Here is a 26,002-nt window from a genome sequence, read left to right on the forward strand (position 1 = left end):
AGGGTAGCGGTCAATCCCTGCTCGTCACGCCAAGGCCCACGTGCCAGAGCACCGCGTACGCGACGGTGGTCACCAGGGAGCCGAGCCCGCCCGAGACCAATGGGGCGAACCCGCCCGCGACGCCGACGGCGAGCACCCCGGCCACGACCGCGACCAGCCCGGCCGCCGGGGCCACCGCGAGGCGGCCGCGGTTGTCCGCCGCCGCCCGGAACTGCTCGACGAAGACGATCGCCGGGTAGATGACGCCGAGCCACCCGGTCACCTGCCCGAACTCGCCGAGGCCGAGCAGCGCGAACAGCCCGTCGAAGGCGACCAGGCCGAGCATGCTGATGACCCAGCCGGCCAGCACGTAGCCGAGCAGGTCGGTGAGCGAGACGATGCGCCCGGCGGCGTCGCGGTGCGGCCCGCGACGCCGTTCGCTCGGGGCGCCCTCGGCGCCGGTCATGCTCAGGCCCAGACCTGCTGCGGCTCGCTGCGCCGCTCGGCGAGGCCCACCGGCGGGCCGTACTCGCGGACCACCTGGTAGCGGGTGTCCCGCTCGACCGGGGTGAAGCCGGCGTCCCAGATCAGGTGCAGCAGGTCGTCGCGGTGCATGGTGTTGGGCGTGCCGTACGAGTCGGCGTCGTGCGTGATCTTGTATTCCACGACCGAGCCGTCCAGGTCGTCCACGCCGAAGTTCAGCGACAGCTGCGCCAGCGACAGGCCGTGCATGACCCAGAAGCACTTGATGTGGTCGAAGTTGTCCAGCATCAGCCGGGACACCGCGAACGTCTTGAGCGACTCGGCGGGCGAGGCCATCGTGGTCCGCGCCTGGATCCGGTTACGGATCTTGCCGTCCGCGCTGTCGTGGAAGTCGTGCTGGTAGCGCAGCGGGATGAAGACGGTGAAGCCGCCGGTCTCGTCCTGCAGCTCGCGCAGGCGCAGCACGTGGTCGACGCGGTGCCGCGGCTCCTCGATGTGGCCGTAGAGCATGGTCGACGGGGTGCGCAGGCCCTTGCTGTGCGCCAGCCGGTGGATGCGCGACCAGTCCTCCCAGTGGCAGGCGTGGTCGACGATGTGCTGCCGGACCTCCCAGTCGAAGATCTCGGCGCCACCGCCGGTCAGCGACTCCAGGCCCGCCTCCATCAGCTCGTCGAGGATCGCGTCGGCGGTGAGGCCGGAGATCTTCTCGAACCACTGCACCTCGGTGGCGGTGAACGCCTTCAGCTTGACGTTCGGCAGCGCCTGCTTCAGCTCCTTGAGCACGCGCGGGTAGTAGCGCCACGGCAGCGTCGGGTGCAGACCGTTGACGATGTGCAGCTCGGTGAGCTGCTCGTCCTTCATCTCCAGCGCCTTGGCGACGGCCTGCTCGACGCGCATCGTGTACGCGTCCTTCTCGCCGGGCTTGCGCTGGAAGGAGCAGTACGCACAGCTCGCCGAGCAGACGTTGGTGAGGTTGAGGTGCCGGTTGACGTTGAACATCACCCGGTCGCCGTTCTTCTCCGTGCGCACGTGGTGCGCGAGCCGCCCGAGCCAGGCCAAGTCGTCACTCGCGTAGAGCGCCTCGCCGTCGGCGCGGTCGAGCCGCTCCCCGGCGTAGACCTTCTGCTCCAGCTCCCGCTTCAAACCCACGTCCATGCCCGCCAGCCTACGACGCCGCACCAGGTGGCACCGCTGTGGGCCTTGACGGCTGATGTTCAGCTTGACGCCACCGGGACAGAAGGGTCGACAGCACACCCGATTTCCGGTAGGAAACTCTGTGGGACCAACGGGGAGGGCGGGGCCACTGATGTCCAAGCGTCGACGTGGGCAGACTCGGCGGACGAGTCCGGCTGCCCTCGGCACGGTCGTGCTGAGCGCGCTCATCGTGGGCGGCGTGACTGTTCCGGCTGCCGCCGAGGCGCCCGTCGGCGCGAAGATCACGGCGATCCCCGACTCCGGCAGCCGCCCCCAGCCCGACGGCATGCCCGCGCTGCCCATCGGCTCGCTGGCGATGCCCCGGTCGATGGCGCTGACCCCGCAGGCCGCCCTGCAGGCGCAGTACACCGCCGCCGAGCTGGAGCTGTCCGTGCTCAGCGCGCGGCGCAGCGAGCTGCAGCAGGACTACACCAACGCCCTCATCGCCAAGGCGATGGCCGACTACGCCTGGCGCCAGACCGCCGACGCGCTGCGCGAGGCCCGCGAGGCCGCGGAGGCCGCGGCCGTCGCGGCGTACCAGGACTCGGTCAAGGGGCCGGGTGGTCTGAACGACTCCCTCGGCGAGCTGGGCCTGCTGATCCCGCGCGCCCACCAGACCCCGGAGACGGAGTCCGCCCTGCGCGACCTGTCCCGCGCGCAGACGGAGGAGCGCCAGGCCTACGTGGCGCTCACCACCGCCATCACCGCCGAGGAGAAGACCGCCGCGGCGTACTCCGCCATCGAGAAGGAGTACAAGCGCAAGGAGATCGCGTTCCTCGAGCTGAAGCGGCGCGTCGCCGAGATGCAGTCCGAGGCCGACCGCCAGCGCGAGATCCAGGCGCAGAACCTCGGCGACTACGACCCCGGGCAGAGCAACGCGGGCCTGGTCGCGCACACCAAGGCCCGCTCCGCCGTCCTGTTCGCGCTCAGCCAGCGCGGCAAGCCGTACAAGTGGGGCGACGAGGGCCCGAACAGCTACGACTGCTCCGGCCTGATGTGGGCGTCGTACCGGAAGGCGGGCATCACGCTCAACCGGGTCGCCAAGGACCAGTTCTGGGGCACCCGGCACAAGCAGGTGCTCAAGACCGCCCTGCTCCCCGGCGACCTGCTCTTCTTCGCGACCAACCCGAGCGACCCGCGCACCATCCACCACGTCGGCATGTACCTCGGCGATGGGAAGATGGTGCACGCGCGCACCACCGGCGATGTGGTGAAGATCGCACCGGTCAGCATGAGCAGTGTCGACTTCGCGACCCGCGTGGTGGACGCGGTGCCCGCGGTGCAGAGCACCCCGACCGCCACCCCCACCGCGGGCCCGACCGCCACGGCGACCCCCAAGCCGAGCCCTTCCGCCTCGCCGTCGGCGTCCAGCTCGCCCACGGCGTCGAGCTCGCCGACCGCGCCGGCCAGCAGCTCCGCGAGCCCGAAGCCGGCCGAGTCGCAGAGCCCGGCCGCCCCGCAGAGCCCCGCCGCGCCGCAGAGCCCCGCCGCGCCGCAGAGCCCGACGGCGCCACTGAGCGCCAGCCCCGAGGCGGCGCCCTCGCCGTCGCCCAGCCGGACTTCGGCACCCGCCGCGGGGTGACCCCCGCTACACCGCCGTGTTATTGACGGGACGCTCGCTGAAATGCCCCGTACACTTACCGGGTTGTTCTGGGCGCGCTCGGCGCGCCCCTGAGCGTTCCTGCGGGTGACTTGCAGCGGCACGAGGCCGCGCGGCGCGGGGATGCGCCACCCGAGAGGTTTCGCGTTGACTATGCATGACCCTGCCCTGTTCCCGTCGGTGTTCGACATCGAGATCGACGGTCCCGCCGCGCCCGCGAGCGCGGCCGGCCAGGGCGACACCACCGACTCCACCGACACCACCGACATCCCGACCTTCGCCGAGCTCGGCCTGCCCCGCCCGCTGGTGCGCGAGCTGAGCCGCGCCGGCATCACCCAGCCCTTCGAGATCCAGGCGGCCACGCTGCCGGACGCGCTGGCCGGACGTGACGTGCTCGGCCGCGGCCAGACCGGCTCCGGCAAGACCCTCGCTTTCGGACTGCCGCTGCTGGCCCGGCTCGCCGAGGGCAAGCCGGCCCGCCCGCACCACCCCAAGGCCCTGATCCTGGTGCCCACCCGCGAGCTCGCGATGCAGGTGGCGGACGCGCTGCGCCCGCTGGCCAAGGCGATGGAGCTCTACACCGGCACCGCGGTCGGCGGCGTGCCGTACGACCGGCAGATCCTGGGCCTGCAGCGCGGCCTCGACGTGATGATCGCGACTCCGGGCCGCCTCGGCGACCTCATCGAGCGCGGTGCCTGCGCCCTCGACGACATCGAGGTCACGGTGCTGGACGAGGCCGACCAGATGGCCGACATGGGCTTCCTGCCCGACGTCACCGACCTGCTGGCCAGGACGCCCGCCGAGGGCCAGCGCCTGCTGTTCTCCGCCACCCTGGACGGTGACGTGGACACGCTGGTCAAGCGGTTCCTGAAGGACCCCGTGACGCACTCGACCGCTCCGGCGGCGGCCACGGTGACCACTATGGACCACATGATGCTGCTGATCCCGCCGCAGGAGAAGTTCAAGGTCACGGCGGCGATCGCGAACCGTCCGGGTCGGACCATCATGTTCGCGCGCACGCAGATGGGCGTGGACCGCTTGGTCGAGCAGCTCCGCGAGGTCGGCGTACGGGCCGGCGGCCTGCACGGCGGCAAGACCCAGCGGGTCCGCACCCGCACGCTGGCGGAGTTCAAGGAGGGCCGGATGGGCGTCCTCGTCGCCACCGACGTGGCCGCCCGCGGCATCCACGTCGACGGCGTCTCGCTGGTCGTGCACATCGACCCGCCGAAGGACCCCAAGGACTACCTGCACCGGGCCGGCCGCACGGCGCGGGCCGGCGAGTCGGGCGCGGTGGCCACGCTGGTGCTGCCCAAGCAGCGCCGCTCCACGATCGCCATGATGGAGAAGGCCGGCGTCGAGAAGCCCGCCGAGCACCGGCTGCGCTTCACCGACGAGAAGCTGGTCGAGCTGACCGGCGCTCGGGAGCCCTCCGGCCAGCCCGTGGTCGACGAGCCGGAGCCGCGGTTCCAGCGTGGCGCGCGCCGTGACGGCGACCGCCCGTTCCGCGGCGGCGACCGGGGCCCGCGCCAGTACGGCGACCGTCCGTTCCGCGGCGGCGAGCGCGGCGACCGGCCGTTCCGCGACCGGGGCGACCGGCCGCAGGGCGACCGCCCGTTCTTCCGGGCCGACCGCCCGCAGGGTGACCGGCCGTTCCGGGCCGACCGCCCGCAGGGCGACCGACCGTTCCGGAGCGAGCGCCCGCAGGGCGACCGCCCCTTCCGGAGCGAGCGGCCTCAGGGCGACCGGCCGTTCCGCGGCGACCGTCCGCAGGGCGACCGCCCCTTCCGGAGCGAGCGCCCGCAGGGCGACCGACCGTTCCGGAGCGAGCGGCCTCAGGGCGACCGGCCGTTCCGCGGCGACCGCCCCCAGGGTGACCGCCCCTTCCGCAACGACCGCCCGCAGGGCGACCGCTGACCTGACGAAGTGACATGAGGGCTCCGTTCTCCCGCCGGGGAGAACGGAGCCCTTTCACGTGTCGCCGCGACGGTGGCGGCGCCATCGAGCCGGAGCCGGATCAGTCCTGCCAGGTGCCGGTCTGCAGGAAGTGGCGCACGGTGGTCAGCGGGCCGGTGAGGTCCAGGTGCTGCTCGGCCAGCCAGCCGTCGTCGTAGTACGTGTGCGCGTAGCGCTCGCCGCCGTCGCACAGCAGGGTGATCACCGAGCCGGTCTCGCCCCGTTCGCGCATCCCGGCGATCAGGCCGAAGGCGCCCCACAGGTTGGTGCCGGTGGACCCGCCCACCCGGCGGCCCAGCACCTCGGAGGCGACCCGCATGGCCGCCAGCGAGCCGGCGTCGGGCACCCGCACCATGCGGTCGACGATGTCGGGCTGGAACGAGGCCTCGACCCGCTGCCGGCCGATGCCCTCGATCCGGGAGCCCTTGCCGGTGGTCACCGACCAGTCGCCGGACTCGTACGCCGGGTAGAAGGCGGAGTTCTCCGGGTCCACCACCAGGATCTTGGTGCAGTGGCGCTGGTAGCGGACGTAGCGGCCGATGGTGGCGGAGGTGCCGCCGGTGCCCGCGCCGATCACGATCCAGGACGGCACCGGGTGCCGCTCCAGCTCCATCTGCTGGAAGATCGACTCGGCGATGTTGTTGTTGCCGCGCCAGTCGGTGGCCCGCTCGGCGTAGGTGAACTGGTCCATGAAGTGGCCGCGGCGGTCCTCGGCCAGCCAGCGCGCCTCGACGACCACCTGCGCCGGATCGCTCACCAGGTGGCACTCGCCGCCCTGGAACTCGATCAGCTCGATCTTCTCCTTGCTGGTGGAGGCCGGCATCACCGCGATGAACGGCAGGCCCAGCATGCGCGCGAAGTACGCCTCCGAGACCGCGGTGGAGCCGGAGGAGGCCTCGACGATGGTGGTGCCGGGGCGGATCCAGCCGTTGCAGAGGGCGTAGAGGAACAGCGACCGGGCCAGCCGGTGCTTGAGCGAGCCGGTGGGGTGCACCGACTCGTCCTTGAGGTAAAGGTCGATGCCCCAGGAGCCGGGCAGCGGGAACGGCAGCAGGTGCGTGTCGGCGCTGCGGTTGGCGTCCGCGGCCACCTTGCCGATCGCCTCGGTCACCCACGCCCGGTCGTCGTCACAACACCTGTCCAGCTGCTCCATGCCCGGACCGTAGCACTTCGTGAGCGGGCCTCAGCTCAGCAGCGGCCTCGGGCGGCCCTCGAACGTGGTGGACAGCGCGATGGCGGTGCGGGTGCGGGCCACCCCGCGGGTGCGCGACAGCCGCACGATGAGCTGCTCCAGCTCGGCGATGTTGCCCACCCGCGCCTTGATCAGGTATGACTCCTCGCCGGCCATGAAGTAGCAGGACTCGATCTCCTCGCACCCGGTCAGGGCCGCGGAGACGTCCTCCATGTCGACCGCGGGATCGGCCACGATGCCGATGAGCGCGGTGACGCCGAGATCGATGGAGCTGGGCTCGACGTCGGCGTGGTAGCCGCGGATGACGCCCGACGCCTCCAGCTTGCCGACGCGGTCGTGCACCGCCGGCGCGGAGAGGCCGACCTGGCGCGCCAGCTCCGCGTACGAGAGGCGGGCGTTGTTGCGTAGCAGGTCAAGCAGGTTGCGGTCGATGGCGTCCACACAGAGCACCTTAGAGGCAGTTTCTTCCAGAGTGGGCACGGAGGGGCGCATCTTCGGGCAATATACGAATGAGGTTCGCGACGTACAGCCGCGAACCCCCCAAAAGGTGCATACGACCATTTTAGGGACATCTGTTCATGTAGGTGCTCTAATTGGGCGTACGTCCCAGCGGAGGCGGCAACCGGGTGCGTCCCAACCGACTCCGTCGACGCAAGGAGGTGGGCGTGGACACAGGAGATCGCCTGTTGACACCTGGCGAGGTGGCCGCGCTGTTCCGGGTCGACCCCAAGACGGTGACCAGGTGGGCAGCGGCCGGTCGCATCGGCAGCATCCGCACGCCCGGCGGTCACCGCCGGTTCCGCGAGTCGGAGGTGCGCGCGCTGCTGGAGGGTGAGGGCGAGTTCGACGAGGAGAACCCGCCAGGCGGTCCCGGCACCGCGGCCCAGCCGGGCCCGACCGCCGCGCCGCGGGCGGCCGGCAGCCGACCGGGAGGATACTGAGCACGATCGTCCTACCAGGACGTCCGATGAGCGGTACGACACGGCGGCCGCAGAGGTCGTACCCTCATCACCGGCGCTGACCCGGCGCCTTCGGAACGCGGCACGTCCCCTCGCCCGCAACGGCCGGGCGGACACGCCGGGTTCCACCCCACGGGCCACCGACCCGCGTGGCCCGTGCCGGACCGGAGGAACGAGTCGCCCGCATGGCAACCAACCGGCGCGCCGCCCAGTTGCTGGACGCGACGTGCTCGGCGCTGACCGAGACCATCACGCGGCACATGCCCGCCGGCCCCTACCGCGACTTCACCGCGTGGGCCTACTCCTCGGAGAACCCCCGCCGCCACGAGTACCTGCAGAGCACCGGCGTCATCCAGCTCGTCACCATGAACACGCGGCTGCTCAGCGGGCTGGTGGATGAGCACGACTGGCCCGAGATGCTGCGCTACGCCGGATACATGAACGCCTACCAGGTCTTCGAGGTCGTCTCCGACGATCTCGGCATCGGGCTCGGCATGCCCGACCTCGATCCCGCCCGGCAGCGGCGACGCGACCTCATCGGGGCGCTCAACCGGGCCATGCTCCAGGCGCTGGTGCCCGGCCGGCGTACGCCCGCGGTGCTGCTGCTGTCCGGGCCCGCCCGGGAGGCCGCCCGGCACGCCTCGCGGTTCGAGCAGAGCCTCGTCGGCGGCAAGCTCGCCACCATGGCCGAGGAGTACACCCGGCACGTCGGCGGGGCCGCCCCGCTGCTGCTCGACGTCGAGTACGGGCTGTGGGCCGCGCTCGTCGCCAATGTGGAGAGCTGCCGCGACCTGGTCGAGGCGGTCGACGGCCTGCCCACCGGATCGCTGGTGCGCCAGGGCCTCGCCGACCGGTACGCCGCGGTGGAGCGCACCCTGCGTGCCGAGCACCTGTCCCGGCTGGAGCTGGCCACGCTCGGCGGGCAGACGATCCTGGTCGTGCCCACCCTGGGCTACCTCGCCTGCGTGCTGAACGACGTGCTCGCCCCGGTGCCCGCGCACCGCGGCGTGCTCGCCGACGGCACCCTCAGCGACGTGCTCGCCGACGCCGCGCTGCTGGTGCGGCTGCAGAACGACATCGGCACCCGGCTGCTGCGCATGCCGCCGGTCCAGCAGGGCGCGCTGCTCAACCGGATCGCGCTCGCCTGCGTGCGCGGCGGCCTGGAGCGCACCGAGGACGCGATCGCGCTGCTGGCGACCGAGGACGACCCCGACGCCACCTTCAACCGCCTGCAGAAGGACATCCTCAACGACGAGGCCAACGTCGCCCTCTGGCACGCCCGGCGCGCCCCCGACGCGACGAGCGCGCTGGCCGCGCTCGCCGACAGCCTCGCCTACTACTCCGGCCTGTACGCGCTGCACAGCGCCCGGCTCGCGGCCGGCCTGGCGGCGCTCGACGCCCGCCTCAAGGACCGCCGGACCGGCGCGGTCATCGAGCGCTTCGTCCGGTTCCACGAACGCATGTACTCCCACGCCCACACCGACCCGCTCGGCGAGTACGCCGTCTGACCGCACGGCCGCCGGCGCCGGCTCGCGAAAGCCGCACGGCCGGCACCGCCACCAGCGGCTTCGGCGGCGATAAGCCGTGGGCCGCTGTCAAGCGGCGATAAGCCGTCAGCCGCTGCTACGGCGGCGATCAGCCCGTGGTGGCCGCTGCGACGGTGATCAGCCCGTGGTGGCCGCTTCGACGGCGGCGGGCAGGCGGCGGAAGTGGCGGCGGGCCACCGCCGACAGCAGCGGGCTGAACAGCGGGCCGAACCAGGACCACGGGCGCGCCGCCACCACCTCGGCGACCAGCCGGAACCGGGTGCGCCCCGGCGCCAGCTCGGCCCACTCGTAGCGCGCGGTGTACGGCAGCCGCCCGCGCCGGACCACCACCGTCTGGTGCAGCGGCGGCTGCTGGGCCACCACCTCCAGGTGGATCCGGTCGCGCACCCCGAGCAGCGAGGTGTCCAGCTCGTACAGCGTGCCCACGCCGCCGTCGCCGCGCAGCCGCTCGGCCGAGCGCACCCCCGCCCACCACTGCGGGTCGTGCCGCAGGTCGGAGACGAACGCGAACACCTGCGCCACGGGACGGTTCACCGCGACCTCCACGGTGACGGTGAACGGCTGTCTCGGCACGAGCTGAGGCTAGGCAGGCCGGCGGCCGCCGGTCAACGATCCGGCTACGCTCTGTTCTGTGCCCGCCGCCGGTTCCTCGCGTCTCCCCTGGATCCTGGGGGTGTCGGGCGCGTCCGGCACCCCGTACGCCGCCGCGGTGCTGCGGGCGCTGTGCGAGGCGGGCGAGGCCGTGGACCTCGTGGTCTCCCGGGCCGCGCGGCTGACCATCCTCGACGAGACCGGGCACACGTTCCGCGACGCGCACTGGCGCGAGGACCTGGCGACCTGGCTGGGCGTCCCGCTCGACGGCGCCGACCTGCGCTACTGGCCCGCGGGCGACCTCGCGGCGGGACCGAGCAGCGGCTCGTACCGGGCCCAGGGCATGATCGTCGTGCCGGCCTCGACGGCCGCCTGCGCGGGCATCGCGCTGGGGCTGTCCAAGGACCTGCTGCAGCGCGCCGCCGAGGTGAACCTCAAGGAGCGGCGGCCGGTGGTCATCGTGCCGCGGGAGACCCCGGTGACCCGCAGCCACCTGCTGCACCTGGTCGAGCTGATCGACTCCGGCGCGGTGGTGCTGCCCGCCAGTCCCGGCTTCTACGGCTCGGGCGCGGGCGCCACCGCGCAGCAGCTCGTCGACTTCGTCGCCGGCAAGGTCCTCGACGCCGTACACGTCGAGCACACCCTGCTCACCCGCTGGACCGGACACCTCGGCACCCGCTGACCCGCTGGCGTGATCGCTGTTTCGGGTCAGAAGGTGGAGTCTGACTGCACCTTCTGACCGAAGACCGCGATCTTCACCGCGCCACCCGCCACGCGCGGCCGGTGTCAGACCAGGAGCGCGACCACCGCGAACACGAACAGGGCGATGCCCACGAACCCGTTGGCGGTGAAGAAGGCACGGTTGACCTTGGACAGGTCGGTCGGGGTCACGATGACGTGCTGGTACGCGAACGCGCCCGCGGTCAGCGCCAGGCCGATCCACCACGGCCAGCCCAGCCCGACCCACACCCCGAACCACACGAACAGCGCGAACGTCACCACGTGCGTCAGCGTCGAGATCAGCAGCGCGGCGGGCACGCCGTACCGGGCGGGCACGCTGCGGACGCCGATCTGCCGGTCGACCTCGGCGTCCTGGCAGGCGTAGATCAGGTCGAAGCCGCCGATCCACAGCCCGACCGCCAGGCCCAGCAGCCAGGCCGGGCCCGAACCGGCGAAGGTGCCGGTGACCGCGAGCCAGGCCCCGATCGGGCCGACCGCCTGCGCCAGCGCGAGGATCGCGTGCGGCCAGTCGGTGAAGCGCTTGCCGTACGGGTACAGCACCAGCGGCACCACCGCGAGCGGGGCGAGCAGCGCGCACAGTGGGTTGAGCGCCAGCGCGGCGCCCATGAACACCACCAGCGCCACGGCCGCGCCGAGCCAGGCGGTGCGGACGCTCACCGCACCGGTGACCAGCTCCCGCTGGGCGGTGCGCGGGTTACGCGCGTCGATGTGCCGGTCGATGATCCGGTTCGCGGCCATGGCGAACGTGCGCGCCCCGACCATGGCGATCGTGATCAGCAGCAGGATGAGCCAGTCCACCCGGCCGAGCGTGCGGTCCATCGCCACCAGCGCGGACAGGTACGCGAACGGCAGCGCGAACACCGAGTGCTCGATCGCGACCAGCTTCAGGAACCTGCGGACCGGGCCCGGCTCCTTCAGCGCGGGCGCACCTGCGGCGGTGACGCCGAGCGAGTCCTGCGACGAGGCGGCGCTCACTTGCCCCACCTGCCGCGCTTCGGGGTCTCGGGGAACCCGTACTCCTTCCACCGCTTGTCGACCTTCGCGACGACCTCGGGGGACATCGTCATCTCCTCCGGCCAGCCGCGGGTGTAGCCCTCGGTGGGCAGCTTGCGGGTGGCGTCGACACCGGCCTTGCCGCCCCAGAACTGCTGGTAGGACGCGTGGTCCAGGTGGTCCACCGGGCCCTGGGTGAGCACCAGGTCGTGCGCGTAGTCGACGTTGCCGAACGCGCGGAACGCGACCTCCTGCAGGTCGCGCGGGTCGCAGTCGTCGTCCACGACCACGATCAGCTTGGTGAGGCTGAGCAGGTGCGCGCCCCAGACGGCGCTCATCACCTTCTGCGCGTGCTTCGGGTACCGCTTGTTGATCGCGACGACCAGGCAGTTGTGGAAGACGCCCGCCTCGGGCATGTGGTAGTCCACGATGTCCGGCACCAGGATCTTGATGAGCGGCAGGAAGATGCGCTCGGTGGCGCGGCCGATCGGCCCGTCCTCCTGCGGCGGCTTGCTCGTGATGATCGAGTGGTAGATCGGGTCGCGGCGCATCGTGATGGCCTCGACGTGCATCACCGGGAACGGCTCGACCGGCGTGTAGAAGCCGGTGTGGTCGCCGAACGGGCCCTCGGGCAGGCGCTCGCCCGGCTCGACCCAGCCCTCCAGGATCACGTTGGCGTTCGCGGGCACCTGCAGCGGCACGGTCAGGCAGTCGACCAGCTCCACCCGCTCGCCGCGCAGGAACCCAGCGAACAGATACTCGTCGATGTCACCGGGCAGCGGCGCGCTCGCCGAGTACGACACCACCGGGTCGGCGCCGAAGGCGACCGCGACCGGCAGCCGCTCGCCGCGGCGCTCGGCCACCGCGTGGTGCGCGGTCGAGTCCTTGTGGATCTGCCAGTGCATGCCGATGGTGTTGTGCGAGTGCTGCTGCAGCCGGTAGAGGCCCAGGTTGCGCTTACCGGTTTCCGGGTGCTTGGTATGGGTCAACCCGTAGTTGTGGTAGATCCCGCCGTCCCCCGGCCACATCTGCAGGCCCGGCAGCATGTTCAGGTCGACCTCCGGGCCCTTGAGCACGACCTCCTGGCAGGGCGCGCTCTTGACCCGCTTCGGCGGGAGCGACTTGAGCTGCATGATCTTGCCCAGGCCGTCCATCATCCCGCTGAAGCCCTGCGGCAGCTCCGGCTTGGCCAGCTCGCCGATGCGGGCGCCGATCTCGTCGAAGTCGTCCACGCCCAGCGCCATCGCCATGCGGCGGTCGCTGCCGAAGATGTTGATCGCGAGCGGCATCATGCCGCGGGTGGGCCGCTCGAACAGCAGGGCCGGGCCCTTGGCCCGCACCGTACGGGTGACGATCTCGCTGATCTCCAGCGTGGGATCGACGGGGACCTTGACCCGGTGCAACTCCCCGGCCCGCTCCAGCGCGCCGAGGAAGCCCTGCAGGTCGTCGAACGGGAAACGCGGTGCCGCCATGCAGGCATCCTCGCATCCGTGCCGTCACCCCGCCGGGGAGGGGCTTCGCCCTGCGGCGTACGACATCGTCACCGCCGCCGGGCCCGGCCGGTTGACCGGGATGTGAACCCCCGTCTCGTCCGCCTCGCGGCGGTCGCGGCGCTCGTGCTCGTCGCGGGCTGCGCCCCGGCCCACGCGGACACGATGCCCGCCTGCCCCGCCGACCGTCCCGCCTCCACCACCGCGCCCACCGGCCCGCCCAGCCTGCACGCGCCCGGCGCCTGCCGCTCGCACGCCACCGTGGTGCAGCCCGTCGCGCAGGCGGTGCCCGCGCCCGGATACCACCACCTGGGCGCCACCACCCGCGGACGCTGGTCCGGGGTGCTCGGGCGGATCGAGGTCGGCGACGTGGCGGTGCGGCCCGGCACGTACGACTTCGTCGCGGCGCGTTTCATGGCCAAGGCCGGCACCGGCGCGGACACCGCCTGGCTGGAGGTCGGCTGGACCGAGACCGGCTGGTCGGGCACCGCTCGCCAGCGCGTCTACACCTATGACACGGCGACCCGGGCGTGGGCCTTCTACGACCAGTACCGGGTGGCTCCCGGCGACCGGCTCTGGCTGCACCTGCAGACCGAGTCGAGCGGGGACAGCCCGACCTGGCAGGCGTGGCTGTGGTGGGGCGACGCCTGGCACCTGCTGACCAGCCGCCCGCTGCCGCTGACCGGCCACGCCCAGATCGAGCAGTACGTCGAGGTCCACGCCGACCCCGACCGCCCCGGCACCCTCGCCATCCCGCCGCTCACCGTCGACGAGGTCGCGCTCAAACCGGCCCCCGACGCCCCGCTGCGCCCCTGGGACGCCGACGTCCCCACCGACCCCGGCGCCGCCTTCGCCACCTACTGCCTCACCTGGCAGCACCCCTACACCACCTGGACCACCTGGACCTGCTGAAAGGAAGGGCACCTTCTTAACGCTATGCGTAGAGGAAGGGCACCTTCTTAACCCCTGCGCTGGCGCGCCAGGGCCTCGGGACGGGTGGCCTGCGCCGCATCGGGGGCAAGATCGCTGTTCCGTGTCCAAAAGTAGGGCCTGACCGCACTTTCCCACACAAAACAGCGATCTTCAGCGACGCCGCCGAGGTCCGGACCCGGAGCGCCCGCTGCGGAGCGTTAAGAAGGGCACCTTCTACAACGCATAGCGTTAAGAAGGTGCCCTTCCTTTCCAAACGGTCAGACGCCGCCGTATGAGTGGAGGCCGGTGAAGAAGATGTTGACGCCGAACAGGTTCATCAGCATAGTCAGGAAGCCGATGACGGCGATCCAGGCCGCGGTGGAGCGCTTGATGCTCGGGGTCGCGCGGGCGTGCAGGTAGCCGGCGTAGACGACCCAGGAGATGAACGCCCAGACCTCCTTGGGGTCCCAGCCCCAGTAGCGGCCCCAGGCGACCTCGGCCCAGATGGCGCCGGCGGTGACGCCGAAGGTCCAGATCGGGAACGCGAACGCGTGCAGCCGGAAGCTGAGCCGCTCGACCGTCTCCGCGTTGGCCAGGCGGCCGCCGTACGCGTGGAGGAAACCACGCTTGCCGCGGTCGTAGCCGGAGCGCACCAGGTACATGATCGAGGCGGCGCCGCCGATCATGAAGAGGCTGGACGAGGTGGCCACCGCGCCGATGTGGATGGCGAACCAGTACGAGTCCAGCGCCGGCACCAGCGGCCCGACGGGCGTGTGGAGGATCATCCCGGCGACCCCGACCAGCAGCACCTCGAACAGCATCACGAACAGCCCGAGGTGGCGCACCTGGCGCTGGAAGAGCAGCGTGCCCAGCCACACCAGCACGCCCAGCAGCGTGATCGCCATGACGAACTCGTACATGTTGCCGAACGGGAGCCGCTCGGCGGCGAGCCCGCGGGTCACCACGCTGCCCGCGTGCGCGGCCGCGCCGATGATGGTCGTGACGACCGCGAGGAACCCGAGCCGGGCCGCCCACGATCCGCCCGCGCGCGGCGCGGACCCGTCGCCGGGCGCATCGCCGCCCGCCGGGCCGTCGCCCGCCGGGCCGTCGGATCCGGTGGCCGCGCCCGCGACGGCCGAGGCCGCGTAGCCGCCGTGCGACGCCTTCGCGATCGCGGGGCCGCCCGCGCCGACCAGCTCCTTCTCCCGCTCTGGAGCGGGGGCGGGGGCCGACGCGGCGGAGCCGATGCGGCCGCGGTCGCCGAAGGCGTACTCGGCGGCGTGCAGCAGCATCGCGACCAGGTACACCAGCACCGTGCAGACCATGAGGTTGTCGGAGAGCGCTGCCACTACCGTTGCCACCTTTCGACCAGGGAACGGAACTCGTCTTCGAAGCCGGGGTACTCGGTGCGCGGCAGGCCGCCCGCCTCGGCGGTGCCGTCGGGGCGCAGCCGCAGCCAGACCCGGCGGCGGCGGCCGTACAGCGACAGGGGCAGGCCGGCCAGCAGCAGCACGGCGCCGGTCAGCACGATCGGCTCGCCGGGGTCGTGCCGGATGGACACCGTGATCCACTGCCGGGTGCCGAGGAACTGCAGGCGGCTGCCGTCCTCCAGGGTCCAGGTCTCGCCGACCCGCAGCAGCTTGGCCTCGCCGTAGCGCTTGAGCCGGCCCGCCTCGACCTGCCGCTGGTCGAGCTCGTACACCGAGCTGGGGATGCCCGCGTCCAGCCCGAGGTCGCCGCGGTACGCGGTGAGCATCAGGGCCGGGTTGCGCTCCTGCGGGTGCTCGGAGCGGATGTACGGGGCCTGGTTCGCCGTCGGCAGGTAGAGGCCCTCGAACGCCATCTGCCGGGTCTTGTCGCTGCCGTTGGCGTCCGGGAACGCGGCCACGCCCGAGCTGCTCAGCGTCGGGTCGGTGAACGGGAACGGGACCACGGCCTCCTGCGTGACGCCGGTGGCGTCGGTGTACCGCAGGACCGGGGCGTACCCGTGCCCGAGCAGGTAGACGTTGGCGCCGTCCAGGCGCAGCGGGTGGTTCACCGCGAACGTGTGCCGGCCCAGGTCGCCGTGCTCGGCGTCGGTCACCGCGACGTCGGCCGCGAACGAGATCGGCATGCCGTCGTCGTGGTACTCCGCGCGGAAGTCGGTCAGCTCCAGGCAGAAGCCGGGCAGGTCGCTCGCGTCGATGCGCGGGCCGAGGCCGAAGTCGTCGTACTGCTGCACGGTGTTGCAGAAGACCTGCTCCGGCCCGGCGACGATGAGCCGCCCGGCGTGCCAGCCCCACTGCGAGCCGAGCCCGACGCCGATCAGGATGATCAGCAGCGAGCTGTGGAACAGCAGGTTGCCGACCTCCTTCAGGTAGCCCTTCTCGGCGGCCAGGGTGACCGTGCCGTCGGCCTGCTCACGGCGTACGGTGCGCCAGCCGCGCAGCGCCGCCTGCGCCGCGGCCGCGTCCACCGTGCCGGTCAGCTCCGCGTGCTGCGACAGCCGGGACAGGTTCTTCGGCGCGTCCGGCGGCGGGGTGCGCATGGCCCGCACGTGGTCGCGCAGGCGCGGCGTGACGCAGCCGATCAGCGAGGTGAACAGCAGCAGGTAGATCGCGGCGAACCAGGGCGAGGCGTACACGTCGAAGCCCCACAGCCGGTCCACCACCGGCGCGAGGTCGGGGTTGGCGGCGTAGTACCGCTGCACGTCCTCGACCTTGACCGAGCGCTGCGGCAGGATCGAGCCCGGGATCGCGGCCACGGCCAGCAGGAACAGCAGCACCAGGGCGGTGCGCATGCTGGTGAGCTGCCGCCACCCGTTGCGCGCCGCGGCCCATCCGGCCGCGACGATCCGCTGGCTCATATCGAGATCTCCCCGGCGGGGAAGTTGACCCGCAGCCAGATCAGGAAGTCGCTCCACGCACCGGTGATCAGCGCCAGGCCGACCACGATGAGCAGCACGCCGCCGACGCGGGTGACCCAGCGCGAGTTGCGCCGGATGAACCCGACCACCCCGCTCAGCTTGCGCATGCCCAGGCCCAGCGCGATGAACGGCAGCCCGATGCCGAGGCAGTAGGCCAGGCCGAGCACCACCGCGCGGCCGGTGTCGCCGTACATGAGGGCGAGCGAGCCGACCGCGCCCAGCGTCGGCGACAGGCACGGCACCCAGCTCAGCGCGAACACCGCGCCGAAGACGGGCGCCCCCCACAGCCCCGCCTGCGGCAGCTTCCGGATGCGGCGCTCGCCGTCCAGGCCGGGGACCAGGCCGAGGAAGGCGAGGCCGAACAGCACGATGAGCGCCCCGACACCGACCTGCAGCGCCCGCTCGTGGGTGAGCAGCAGCCGGCCGACCTGCGCCACGAGGATGGTCGTGGTCAGGAAGACCGCCGCGAACCCGGCGATGAACAGCAGCACCCCGGCCAGCACCCGGCCGCGGCGCGCCCGGCCCAGGCCGGTGCGGTCGTCGCCGAGGGTGGCGTCGAGGTCGGCCCCGACCAGGCCGGTCACGTACGACAGGTAACCGGGCACCAGTGGCAGCACGCACGGCGACAGGAAGCTGGCCAGCCCGGCGAGCGCGGCGACGGCCACGGCCAGCACCAGCGGCCCGCCGAGCACCACCGCGGCGAAGTCCTCGCCCATCAGCGGGCCCCGCTGTTCGGATACGCGCCCATCAGCCGGCCTGCTCCGCGGCGATCTCCCGCACGATCGGGCCGAGCTCGGCGGCGTTGGTCGCCTTGCGCACCACGGCGGCGACCCGGCCCTGCCGGTCGATGATCAGCGTGGCGGGGGTGGACACCGGGGGCATGTCGGTGAAGCGCAGCGCCAGCCGGCCGCCCGGGTCGAAGATGCTGGGGTACGAGTTGCGGGCGGCCACGAACGCCTTGGCCTTGTCCCGGTCGTCGCGGTTGTTGATGCCGAGGAAGGCGACTCCGCTGCCGGCCGTGTCCTTGGCGACCTGCTCCAGGTCGGCGGCCTCCAGCCGGCAGGGCGCGCACCAGCTCGCCCAGAAGTTCACGACGACCACGCTGCCGCGCTTGGCGGCCATGTCGTACGAGCCGCCGTCGAGCAGCTCGCCGGTGACCGCGGGGGCCGCCCGGCGCTCGGTCGGCGGGAAGCGCAGCACGTCGCCGACGGCGGGCGGCTTCTCGTCGGTGCCGCATGCGGCCAGCGCGGTGCCGGCCAGCCCGGCCACGGCGAGCGCCAGCACGGTGCGGCGGGCGTGGATGCGGGGGCGCGATGTCACGCGCCCCATCATGCCCCGAGCCCGGTCCCGGGTCCCAGGTGGGCTGCCGGCTCGGAGTATGTGATCTGCGCCAACTGATCGTCCTCGAAGACGAACGAGGTCAGGCTGGCCAGCCCGCACTGGCGGCGGCGCGGGTCGTGCCACAGCCGCCTGCCCTCCAGCGTGCAGCGCAGCGTCCAGATCGGAAGCTGGTGCGAGACCGCCACCGCCTCATGGCCCCGCGCGTGCTCGCGGGCGGCGTTCAGGGCGAGGATCATGCGCGCGGCGACCATCCGGTACGGCTCGCCCCAGCTGGGCTTGAGCGGGTTGCGCAGCACCCACCAGTGGCGAGGATCACGCAGCGCGTTGTCGCCCGCGGTGACCCGCATGCCCTCGAAGTAGTTCCCGCTCTCGATCAGGTTGGCGTCGAGCGCGACGGGCACGCCGAGCTGCTCGGCGATGGGCAGGGCGGTCTGCTGGGCCCGTTCCAGCGGGCTGGACACCAGGTAGGTGATGTCCCGCTCGGCCAGCGCCGTGGCGACCGCCTTCGCCATCTGCTGGCCCAGCCCGCTGAGCTGGTATCCGGGCAGCCGCCCGTAGAGCACCTTCTCCGGGTTGTGCACCTCACCGTGCCGGAGCAGGTGGACGACCGTTCTCATGGCTACCGTGCCGCTCTCATGACTCTCGGGCCGCCGCGCGGGCCGCGGCCGGAAGGGCGGCCGCGATGTGCTCCAGGGCCTCGTCGCCGATGGCCGCGGAGACGAACCACGACTCGAACGCGCTGGGCGGCAGGTACACACCCTGGGCCAGCATGCTGTGGAAGAACGCCTTGAAGCCGGCGGCGTTCTGCCGCCGGGCGCTGTCGTAGTCGTGCACCTCGGCGTCGGTGAAGAAGATCGAGAACATGCTGCCCGCGGTGGCCAGCCGGTGCGGCACGCCCACCTCGGCGAGCGCCTTGGCGGCCAGCCCGCCGATGGTGGCGGCGGTGGCGTCGAGCCTGGCGTAGACGGTGTCGTCGGCCAGCCGCAGGGTGGCCAGGCCCGCGGCGCAGGCCAGCGGGTTACCGGACAGGGTGCCCGCCTGGTAGACCGGGCCCGCCGGGGCCAGCCGGGACATCACGTCGGCGCGCCCGCCGAACGCGGCGGCGGGCAGGCCGCCGCCCATGACCTTGCCGAAGGTCCACAGGTCGGCGTCGACCGGCTCCAGCCCCTGCCAGCCGCTGCGCGACACCCGGAACCCGGTCATCACCTCGTCCATGATGAGCAGCGCGCCGTGCCGGTGGGCCAGCTCGGCCAGGCCCGCGTTGAAGCCGGGCCGCGGCGCGACCACGCCCATGTTGCCGGCGGCCGCCTCGGTGATGATCGCGGCGATGTCGGCGCCGTGCGCCGCGAACGCCTGCTCCACCGCGGCCAGGTCGTTGTACGGCAGCACGATGGTCTCGGAGGCGCCCGCGCCGGTCACGCCGGGCGAGTCGGGCAGCGCCAGGGTGGCCACGCCGGAGCCCGCCGCGGCCAGCAGCGCGTCCACGTGCCCGTGGTAGCAGCCCGCGAACTTGATGATCTTCGAGCGGCCGGTGTATCCCCGGGCCAGCCGGATCGCGGACATGGTCGCCTCGGTGCCCGAGTTGACCAGCCGGATCTGCTCGGCGGCGGTGCGCGCGACCAGCTCCTCGGCCAGCTCGACCTCGCCCGGCGTGGGCGTGCCGAAGCTGGTGCCCCGGGTGGCGGCGTCCTGGATGGCGGCGACGACCTCGGGGTGGGCGTGGCCGAGCAGCAGCGGGCCCCACGAGCAGACGAGGTCCACGTAGCGGCGGCCGTCGGCGTCGAAGAGCCAGGGGCCCTCGCCGCGGACCATGAAGCGCGGCGTGCCGCCGACAGCGCGGAACGCCCGCACGGGCGAGTTCACGCCGCCGGGGACGATGGCCGCCGCCCGGTCGAAGAGGGCCTGGGAAGCGGGTGCGTCTGCCGGGTACTGCGCGGGGCGCTCGGCCGGCTCATCAGTCTCGATCACAGCCTAGGAATTATGGCACGCGGTATGGCGCGAGCAGCTCACGCAGGTGCGGCGGGGCGGCCTGCACCACAGCGGAGCCGCTGCGTGCCAGCAGCACCTCCCGCAACGTCTCCAGCACCGCGACCAGCCGGCCCGCGGGCAGGTCGGCGGGGACCGCGGCCCAGGCCTGCCCGACGCCGATGCTGCCGCGCACCGGGACGGGGGAGCCGACCGCGTCGACCAGGGCGTAGCAGACCGAGTGCAGGTCGCCGGAGGGCGCGTAGAGCCGGACCGCCACCTCGTCGGGGCGGAACGGGTAGCGCCCCCACCAGGCCGGGGCCTGCGTGGTCAGGTAGGCGTGGCCGCCCAGCCGGTGCACCAGCAGTCGCGCCCGGTCGGCGAGGCTGATCGCCGAGCCCTCCAGCAGCACGGCCATCACCCCGGTCGCGTCACGGCGGCCGCCGGCCTGGGGGGTGCGGCGGACGCCGGGCATGTCCAGCTCGATCGCGGCGGGCGCCAGGTTCGCCGAGAGCACGTCGTCGCGCAGCGTCGCGACCTGCAGCGGCTGCAGCACCGGGCAGACCACCCAGGCCGCGGCGGGCGGCTGCGGATACGTCCGCAGGGTCGCCTCGACCACCAGGCTGGCCTGGTGCGGCGCGCCGGGGTGGGTCCAGCGCAGGTCGTAGATGCCCGAGCCGAGCAGCTTGGCCCGGTCGGCCACGGTGGTCACGGTGCCGTCGGGCAGCACCACGGTCGCGTCCACGACCTGGACCGCGGGCGGGCCGTAGAGGTGCGTCAGCGGCCCGAACTCGGCCGCGGCGAGCACCCCGCCGAAGGTGGCGCGGGGCGACGGCGGGTCCAGCGCGAGGCGGCGGCCCGAGCGGGCCAGCACGTCCTGCGCCACGCCGATCCCGGCGCCCGCACCGACGGTGACCAGCTCGGTGCCGTCGTCGTAGCGGATGGAGGCGAGGTCGGCGAGGTCGACGAGCAGGTCGATCACGGCGGGCGGGTCGAGCCATGTGATCTTGGAGCCGCTACCCCGCGGCAGCACGGTGAGCCCGAGCTCGTGTGCCCGTGCCATCAGGGTGGTGGCCTCGCCGAGGTCGCGCGGGAGGGCGACCCAGCGCACCCGCGCCCCGTCGACCCGGTCCCGCGCCCCGGCGGGACGGACGGGACAGCCGAGCCGCAGCTCGTCCAGCTCGGATTCCTCGCGCACCGGTGCCGTCATCCCCTGCTCCTACCCGAAAGGAGGTGCCACTCCTGACAACAGTTCACCCCGCGCGCAGGCGGGCTGGCGACCCGTGCGGGAGAAATCTTCACGCAGCGCACAAACGCCAGCTGAGCACCCAGCTCCGTCACACGACTGCAAGCCGGGCGCGAGCCGGATTAGTACATGTGTTCGATCGTACCCCACCGATTTCGCTTCCGGCAATCAACGCTGCCCCGGTGCCCGCTCTGCCGGTAGCGTTACCCCATGACTTCCGATCTTCCCAGCGGGCCGGTCTCCGCCCCTGTCGCACAGCGGATCGCGAGCACGCGCACCCACCACGGCGACGCCGTCATCGACGAGTACGCCTGGCTGGAGACGAAGGACGATCCGGCGGTCACCGCCTACCTGGAGGCCGAGAACGCCTGGACCGAGCACGCCACGGCACACCTGGCGGGCCTGCGCGAGACCCTGTTCGGCGAGATCAAGGGCCGCACGCAGGAGACCGACCTGTCGGTGCCGGTCCGCAAGGGCGCCTTCTGGTACTACGCCCGCACCGAGGCCGGCAAGCAGTACGGCATCCAGTGCCGCCGCGCCGTGACGGCCGGCGAGACCGCCCCGCCCACGCCCGCCGACGGCGCGCCGCTGCCCGGCGAGGAGATCCTGCTCGACGGCAACGAGCTGGCCCAGGGCCACGACTTCTTCTCCCTGGGCACGCTGGACGTGAGCCCCGACGGGCGGCTGCTCGCCTTCTCCACCGACTTCACCGGCGAGGAGCGCTTCACCCTGCAGATCAAGGACCTCGCCACCGGCGAGATCCTGCCCGACCGGATCGAGGGCGCGTTCTACGGCAGCGCCTGGTCGGTGGACGGGTCGCACCTGTTCTACCTGACCGTGGACGAGGCCTGGCGGCCGCACCGGGTGTGGCGGCACGCGGTCGGCGACACCGGCGAGGACACGCTGGTGCTGGAGGAGTCCGACGAGCGCTTCTGGATGGGCGTCGAGCTGAGCAGGTCGCAGCGCTTCCTGCAGATCGACATCCACAGCAAGGTGACCAGCGAGGTCTGGCTGATCCCGGCCGACGACCCGACCGCCGCGCCGCGCGTGGTCACCCAGCGGGTGCAGGGTCTGGAGTACGCCGTCGAGCCGCAGGGCGACCGGCTGCTGATCCTGCACAACCGGGACGCCGAGGACTTCACGCTCGCCGAGGCGCCCGTCGACGCCCCGGCGGAGTGGACCGAGCTGATCGGGCACACCCCGGGCGTGCGCCTGGAGGGCGTGGACGCCTTCACCGACCTGTTCGTGGTGTCCCTGCGCCGGGACGGCCTCACCGGGCTGCGGCTCTACCCGACCCAGGCGGAGCCGCGCGACATCACCTTCCCCGAGCCGCTCTACACGGTCGGGCTGTCCGGCAACCCGGACTACCAGACCGAGCAGCTGCGCCTGACGTACACCTCGCTGGTCACCCCGGACTCGGTCTTCGACTACGTGGTCGCCACCGGCGAGCTGCTGCTGCGCAAGCGCAAGCCGGTGCTGGCCGGCCCGGACGGCGCCGCCTTCGACCCGGCCCGCTACGAGCAGCACCGGGTGTGGGCCACCGCCGACGACAACACCGGCGTGCCGATCTCCCTGGTCTGCAAGGCGGGCACGCCGCTGGACGGCTCGGCGCCGTGCGTGCTCTACGGCTACGGCTCGTACGAGTCGAGCATGGACCCGTGGTTCTCCATCCCGCGGCTGTCGCTGCTCGACCGCGGCGTGATCTTCGCGGTCGCGCACGTGCGCGGCGGCGGTGAGCTGGGCCGGCGCTGGTACGACGACGGCAAGCTGCTGCACAAGCGCAACACCTTCACCGACTTCGTCGCCTGCGCCCGGCACCTGGCCAAGAGCGGCTGGTCCAGCGCCGACCGGATCATCGCGCGCGGCGGTTCGGCGGGCGGCCTGCTGATGGGTGCGGTGGCCAACCTGGCCCCGGACGCGTTCGCCGGGATCGTGGCGCAGGTGCCGTTCGTGGACCCGCTGTCCTCGATCCTCGACCCGTCGCTGCCGCTGACGGTGACCGAGTGGGAGGAGTGGGGCAACCCGCTGGAGTCCCCCGAGGTGTACGCGTACATGAAGGGGTACTCGCCCTACGAGAACGTGGCGGATCTGGAGTACCCGCCGATCCTCGCGGTGACCAGCCTCAACGACACGCGGGTGCGCTACAGCGAGCCGGCCAAGTGGATCGCCGCGCTGCGGCACACCGCCCCGCGCGGGCAGTACCTGCTCAAGACGGAGATGGGCGCCGGTCACGGCGGCCCGTCCGGCCGCTACGACGCCTGGAAGGAAGAGGCGTTCGTCAACGCCTGGGTCCTCGACCGCGTCGGCCTCGCCCACTGACCAAAAAGGAAGGGCACCTTCTTAACGCTATGCGTATAAGAAGGTGCCCTTCTTAACGTGCCACTACCGCGGAGGTCAGGACAGCGGCGGGTACGCGTTGGCCATCAGCTCGGCGAACTGGGCCGGGAAGAACGCGCCCGAGATCGGGGCGTTGGGCAGCGCACCGGTCAGGTTGTTGCCGTTGAGCTGGTTGCCGGTGTACGTCGGGTCGCACATCCGGTCGAAGCCCTTGCCCTCGGTGTTCGGGATCAGCGAGCTGGAGCCGTCGGACTCGCCCGGAGGCTTGACCCACACGTAGGCGTCGATGCCGGTGGCCGGGTTGGCCCGCGGCCGCTCGCCCATGCCCGCACCGGACTGGTTGCACCAGTTGCCGGCGTGGATCCGCCGGTCGATCCGGGACTGGTTCACGAACGTGTCGATCACCGTCGAGGTGGACGCCGCGGTCGGCCGCGCCGAACCACCCCAGCCGTTGCGGGAGGTGTCGATCAGCATGCCGACGTTCGGCGAGAAGCCCTCCTGCACGAGGCGGTTGCGGAACGCCTGCGCGAACGACTGCTCGTCGACGTACTGGTTCCAGTCCACCCACTTGGACTGGCGGATCGTCTGCCCGCCGACCTGCGTGGTGATGGTGAAGAACGGCTCGACCGTGGCCGAGTAGTTGGCCGTGTTGGTGATGAAGCCGTGCACGTTGGCCACGGTGCTGCCCTCGGCGACCGCGGCCTCCTTGAACTTCACCGCCGACGGCCCGAAGTTGGTGTCCCAGCCGATCCAGCCGTGGTGGGCCGAGTCGATGTAGTTGTACACGTTCGGGATCGCACCCAGCTTGTTCAGCGCGTACCCGATGCCCTTGACGTAACCGCCGTTGCTGTTCATCGTCGCGCACTTGGGGATGTTGAGGTTGGTGACCAGGTTCGGCAGCGAGTCGATCTCGACGATCGCCACGATCCGCAGCGGCGCGTACTTGGCCTGACCCATGATCGCGGCGATCGGGTCGATGTACTCCGACTTGTAGCGGGGCAGCTCGTCCACGCCCAGCTCGCCGTTGGACGCCAGCGCCGAGCAGTCACGGCCGGGCAGGTTGTAGATCACGAACTGGGCCACCAGCGGCCCGGTGCCCGCGTTGTACTGGCGCAGCGCCTCGTCGAGGTGGTCCTCCAGACCCATCGACCCGTTCGAGCTGCTGCCCGTGGTGCCCTCGATCGCCGCGATCCGGTCCAGCCACACGGCCGTCGAGATGTTGGAGACCCGGCTGCCGCCGGCGACCGACGCCGCCTTCGCGCTCCACTCCGGGTTCACGTAGCCACGCGCGCCGGAGTACGGGTTGTCGACCTTGACGCCCGGGATCGGGCTGGTGCTCGGGCTCGGCGACGCGCTCGGGCTGCTGCTCGGGCTCGCCGACGCGCTCGGGCTGGCCGACGCGCTGGGGCTCGCGCTCGCGCTCGGGCTGGCCGGCGTGCTCGGGCTCGCGCTCGGGGTGACCCCGCCCGTCGTGCAGGTGACGCCGTTCAGGGTGAACGAGGTCGGCTTCGGGTTGCTGCCGGTCCAGCGGCCGTTGAAGCCGAGGCTGGTCGACGCGCCCGTGGCCAGGTTCTTGTTCCAGTCCAGCGCGGTCGCCGTCACGTTGGCGCCGGAGGCCGACCAGGTGGCCGACCAGCCCTGGGTGAACGTCTGGCCGCCCGGGAAGGCGAACTTCAGCGTCCAGTTGGTGATCGCGTCACCGGTGTTCTTGACGACCACCGTGCCGGTGAAGCCGCCGCTGCCGGCGCCCTCCGACCAGTCGTTGGTGGTGTACGTGATGTCGCAGCCCGGCGCGGCGTGCGCCATGGTCGCGGGAAGGGTGATGAGGCCGGCGACCACCAGGGTGGTCGCGCCGCTCAGCGCAACAGCCTTGCGCCTGGCGGACAGCCTGATCGGGAATTTCATGCCATCTCCTTGGGCGGTGACCGCGTCCCGCTGCGGGACGCGGCTGCGGCACCGACGTGGCCGCGCACGGCCACGGCACAGTGCCGTTGAGTGGTACGGACGCCCGAACCCGGCGGGCGCATCGCATGCCGAAACAGCTGGTACCACCGCCGTCCCATGAAGGGTTGCCCTCGGCGGCAAGATCGCGTGGGCGCGCTCCCAAACGCGAACGGGTGTCATGCTTGCACAGCCGTAGCCCGCCACACAACACCCGATCCCGAGCCGCCGCGGGCACGCCCGCCGCCCACCCGCTCGCGGACGGCACACCGCCGGAACACCGGCTCGGCGGTCCGCGAAACTTCCATCGGGCCATGGGTCGGCCGCATCGGCTTTCCCCGTCTCCCGCCGATCGCGCATCGGGACGGGCCCGTCTCGCCGACGATCCCGGATTCATCGTCACTCCATTCCGGATGGTCGCGGCACCGGTGGACGGACGGATCCGAAGCACCGTATGCCGACGAAGGCATGCTCGGCGGAACGTCGATCGGAGGGCCCGGCATGCGATCGACGTTCGTGTGTATGGCCTGCCTGGGAGTCTGCTGTGTCCGTCCCAAATGAACCGACACTTCTTGACGGCGATTATGATCTATGCTGGAATGATCCACGAATCGCGCTATCTGAGTCCTTCAG

At 72.1% G+C, this 26,002-nt stretch carries 22 protein-coding genes; 7 read left to right on the forward strand and 15 right to left on the reverse strand.

Features of this window, described 5'->3' with window-relative positions; genetic code table 11:
* Window positions 1-10: 10 nt before the first annotated feature.
* Window positions 11-445 (reverse strand): hypothetical protein, encoded by a 435-nt coding sequence (locus tag AB0J67_RS10590; protein WP_363479287.1) that lies wholly within the window; start codon window positions 443-445, stop codon window positions 11-13.
* A gap of 2 nt (window positions 446-447) precedes the next feature.
* The gene (gene mqnE, locus AB0J67_RS10595; RefSeq protein WP_363479290.1) at window positions 448-1,617 is read right to left on the reverse strand and encodes an aminofutalosine synthase MqnE; all 1,170 of its coding nucleotides are present in this window, start codon (window positions 1,615-1,617) and stop codon (window positions 448-450) included.
* Between the two features lie 238 nt (window positions 1,618-1,855).
* Between mqnE and AB0J67_RS10600 the strand changes: the two genes are divergently transcribed.
* Window positions 1,856-3,238: a C40 family peptidase gene (locus AB0J67_RS10600; protein WP_363479293.1), complete on the forward strand. Its 1,383-nt coding sequence runs from the start codon at window positions 1,856-1,858 to the stop codon at window positions 3,236-3,238.
* Between the two features lie 171 nt (window positions 3,239-3,409).
* Window positions 3,410-5,170 carry a DEAD/DEAH box helicase gene (locus tag AB0J67_RS10605; protein ID WP_363479296.1) on the forward strand — a complete coding sequence of 587 codons (1,761 nt, stop codon included), beginning with the start codon at window positions 3,410-3,412 and terminating at the stop codon, window positions 5,168-5,170.
* A 100-nt stretch (window positions 5,171-5,270) separates the two neighbouring features.
* On the opposite strand, the gene AB0J67_RS10610 is transcribed toward AB0J67_RS10605, so the two are convergent.
* Both AB0J67_RS10610 and AB0J67_RS10615 read right to left on the reverse strand, forming a co-directional pair.
* Entirely contained in the window at window positions 5,271-6,362 is a 1,092-nt protein-coding gene (locus AB0J67_RS10610) for a PLP-dependent cysteine synthase family protein (RefSeq protein WP_363479299.1), read from the reverse strand.
* A gap of 30 nt (window positions 6,363-6,392) precedes the next feature.
* Window positions 6,393-6,842 carry an Lrp/AsnC family transcriptional regulator gene (locus tag AB0J67_RS10615; protein ID WP_363479302.1) on the reverse strand — a complete coding sequence of 150 codons (450 nt, stop codon included), beginning with the start codon at window positions 6,840-6,842 and terminating at the stop codon, window positions 6,393-6,395.
* Window positions 6,843-7,066: 224 nt separating this feature from the next.
* On the opposite strand from AB0J67_RS10615, the gene AB0J67_RS10620 reads away from it, so the two are divergent.
* The gene (locus AB0J67_RS10620; protein WP_363479305.1) at window positions 7,067-7,342 is read left to right on the forward strand and encodes a BldC family transcriptional regulator; all 276 of its coding nucleotides are present in this window, start codon (window positions 7,067-7,069) and stop codon (window positions 7,340-7,342) included.
* Window positions 7,343-7,545: 203 nt separating this feature from the next.
* Window positions 7,546-8,868 (forward strand): hypothetical protein, encoded by a 1,323-nt coding sequence (locus tag AB0J67_RS10625; protein ID WP_363479308.1) that lies wholly within the window; start codon window positions 7,546-7,548, stop codon window positions 8,866-8,868.
* A 156-nt stretch (window positions 8,869-9,024) separates the two neighbouring features.
* On the opposite strand, the gene AB0J67_RS10630 is transcribed toward AB0J67_RS10625, so the two are convergent.
* On the reverse strand, window positions 9,025-9,480 hold the full coding sequence (locus tag AB0J67_RS10630) for an SRPBCC family protein (RefSeq protein ID WP_363479311.1): 456 nt from the start codon (window positions 9,478-9,480) through the stop codon (window positions 9,025-9,027).
* A 58-nt stretch (window positions 9,481-9,538) separates the two neighbouring features.
* On the opposite strand from AB0J67_RS10630, the gene AB0J67_RS10635 reads away from it, so the two are divergent.
* A complete protein-coding gene (locus AB0J67_RS10635) occupies window positions 9,539-10,180 on the forward strand; it encodes a UbiX family flavin prenyltransferase (protein WP_363479314.1) in 642 nt (213 codons plus the stop codon).
* A 104-nt stretch (window positions 10,181-10,284) separates the two neighbouring features.
* On the opposite strand, the gene mqnP is transcribed toward AB0J67_RS10635, so the two are convergent.
* Both mqnP and AB0J67_RS10645 read right to left on the reverse strand, forming a co-directional pair.
* Entirely contained in the window at window positions 10,285-11,157 is an 873-nt protein-coding gene (mqnP, locus tag AB0J67_RS10640; RefSeq protein ID WP_363479419.1) for a menaquinone biosynthesis prenyltransferase MqnP, read from the reverse strand.
* A 53-nt stretch (window positions 11,158-11,210) separates the two neighbouring features.
* Window positions 11,211-12,704 (reverse strand): menaquinone biosynthesis decarboxylase, encoded by a 1,494-nt coding sequence (locus tag AB0J67_RS10645; protein ID WP_363479317.1) that lies wholly within the window; start codon window positions 12,702-12,704, stop codon window positions 11,211-11,213.
* A 102-nt stretch (window positions 12,705-12,806) separates the two neighbouring features.
* On the opposite strand from AB0J67_RS10645, the gene AB0J67_RS10650 reads away from it, so the two are divergent.
* Window positions 12,807-13,634 carry a hypothetical protein gene (locus AB0J67_RS10650; RefSeq protein WP_363479320.1) on the forward strand — a complete coding sequence of 276 codons (828 nt, stop codon included), beginning with the start codon at window positions 12,807-12,809 and terminating at the stop codon, window positions 13,632-13,634.
* Window positions 13,635-13,912: 278 nt separating this feature from the next.
* On the opposite strand, the gene ccsB is transcribed toward AB0J67_RS10650, so the two are convergent.
* The 7 genes from ccsB to AB0J67_RS10685 are packed head-to-tail and all read right to left on the reverse strand — an operon-like array spanning window position 13,913 to window position 21,055.
* A complete protein-coding gene (gene ccsB, locus AB0J67_RS10655) occupies window positions 13,913-14,983 on the reverse strand; it encodes a c-type cytochrome biogenesis protein CcsB (protein WP_363479323.1) in 1,071 nt (356 codons plus the stop codon).
* Window positions 14,983-16,479 (reverse strand): cytochrome c biogenesis protein ResB, encoded by a 1,497-nt coding sequence (locus AB0J67_RS10660; protein WP_363479326.1) that lies wholly within the window; start codon window positions 16,477-16,479, stop codon window positions 14,983-14,985. The genes ccsB and AB0J67_RS10660 overlap by 1 nt, the downstream gene beginning before the upstream one ends.
* On the reverse strand, window positions 16,476-17,255 hold the full coding sequence (locus AB0J67_RS10665) for a cytochrome c biogenesis CcdA family protein (protein WP_363479329.1): 780 nt from the start codon (window positions 17,253-17,255) through the stop codon (window positions 16,476-16,478). The genes AB0J67_RS10660 and AB0J67_RS10665 overlap by 4 nt, the downstream gene beginning before the upstream one ends.
* Before the next feature lie 31 nt (window positions 17,256-17,286).
* Window positions 17,287-17,841: a TlpA disulfide reductase family protein gene (locus tag AB0J67_RS10670; RefSeq protein WP_363479422.1), complete on the reverse strand. Its 555-nt coding sequence runs from the start codon at window positions 17,839-17,841 to the stop codon at window positions 17,287-17,289.
* A gap of 26 nt (window positions 17,842-17,867) precedes the next feature.
* Entirely contained in the window at window positions 17,868-18,497 is a 630-nt protein-coding gene (locus tag AB0J67_RS10675; RefSeq protein WP_363479332.1) for a histidine phosphatase family protein, read from the reverse strand.
* A gap of 16 nt (window positions 18,498-18,513) precedes the next feature.
* On the reverse strand, window positions 18,514-19,845 hold the full coding sequence (gene hemL, locus AB0J67_RS10680) for a glutamate-1-semialdehyde 2,1-aminomutase (RefSeq protein ID WP_363479425.1): 1,332 nt from the start codon (window positions 19,843-19,845) through the stop codon (window positions 18,514-18,516).
* A 13-nt stretch (window positions 19,846-19,858) separates the two neighbouring features.
* A complete protein-coding gene (locus AB0J67_RS10685; RefSeq protein ID WP_363479335.1) occupies window positions 19,859-21,055 on the reverse strand; it encodes an FAD-binding oxidoreductase in 1,197 nt (398 codons plus the stop codon).
* A gap of 246 nt (window positions 21,056-21,301) precedes the next feature.
* Here AB0J67_RS10685 and AB0J67_RS10690 point away from each other — a divergent pair, with 246 nt between their 5' ends.
* Window positions 21,302-23,410, forward strand: a complete 2,109-nt coding sequence (locus AB0J67_RS10690; RefSeq protein ID WP_363479338.1) for a S9 family peptidase — start codon at window positions 21,302-21,304, stop codon at window positions 23,408-23,410.
* Between the two features lie 75 nt (window positions 23,411-23,485).
* Here AB0J67_RS10690 and AB0J67_RS10695 read toward each other — a convergent pair whose 3' ends face one another.
* Entirely contained in the window at window positions 23,486-25,333 is a 1,848-nt protein-coding gene (locus tag AB0J67_RS10695; RefSeq protein WP_363479341.1) for a glycoside hydrolase family 6 protein, read from the reverse strand.
* Window positions 25,334-26,002: the final 669 nt, after the last annotated feature.

It is taken from the genome of Catellatospora sp. NPDC049609 (assembly GCF_040675365.1).
Classification (GTDB): domain Bacteria; phylum Actinomycetota; class Actinomycetes; order Mycobacteriales; family Micromonosporaceae; genus Catellatospora.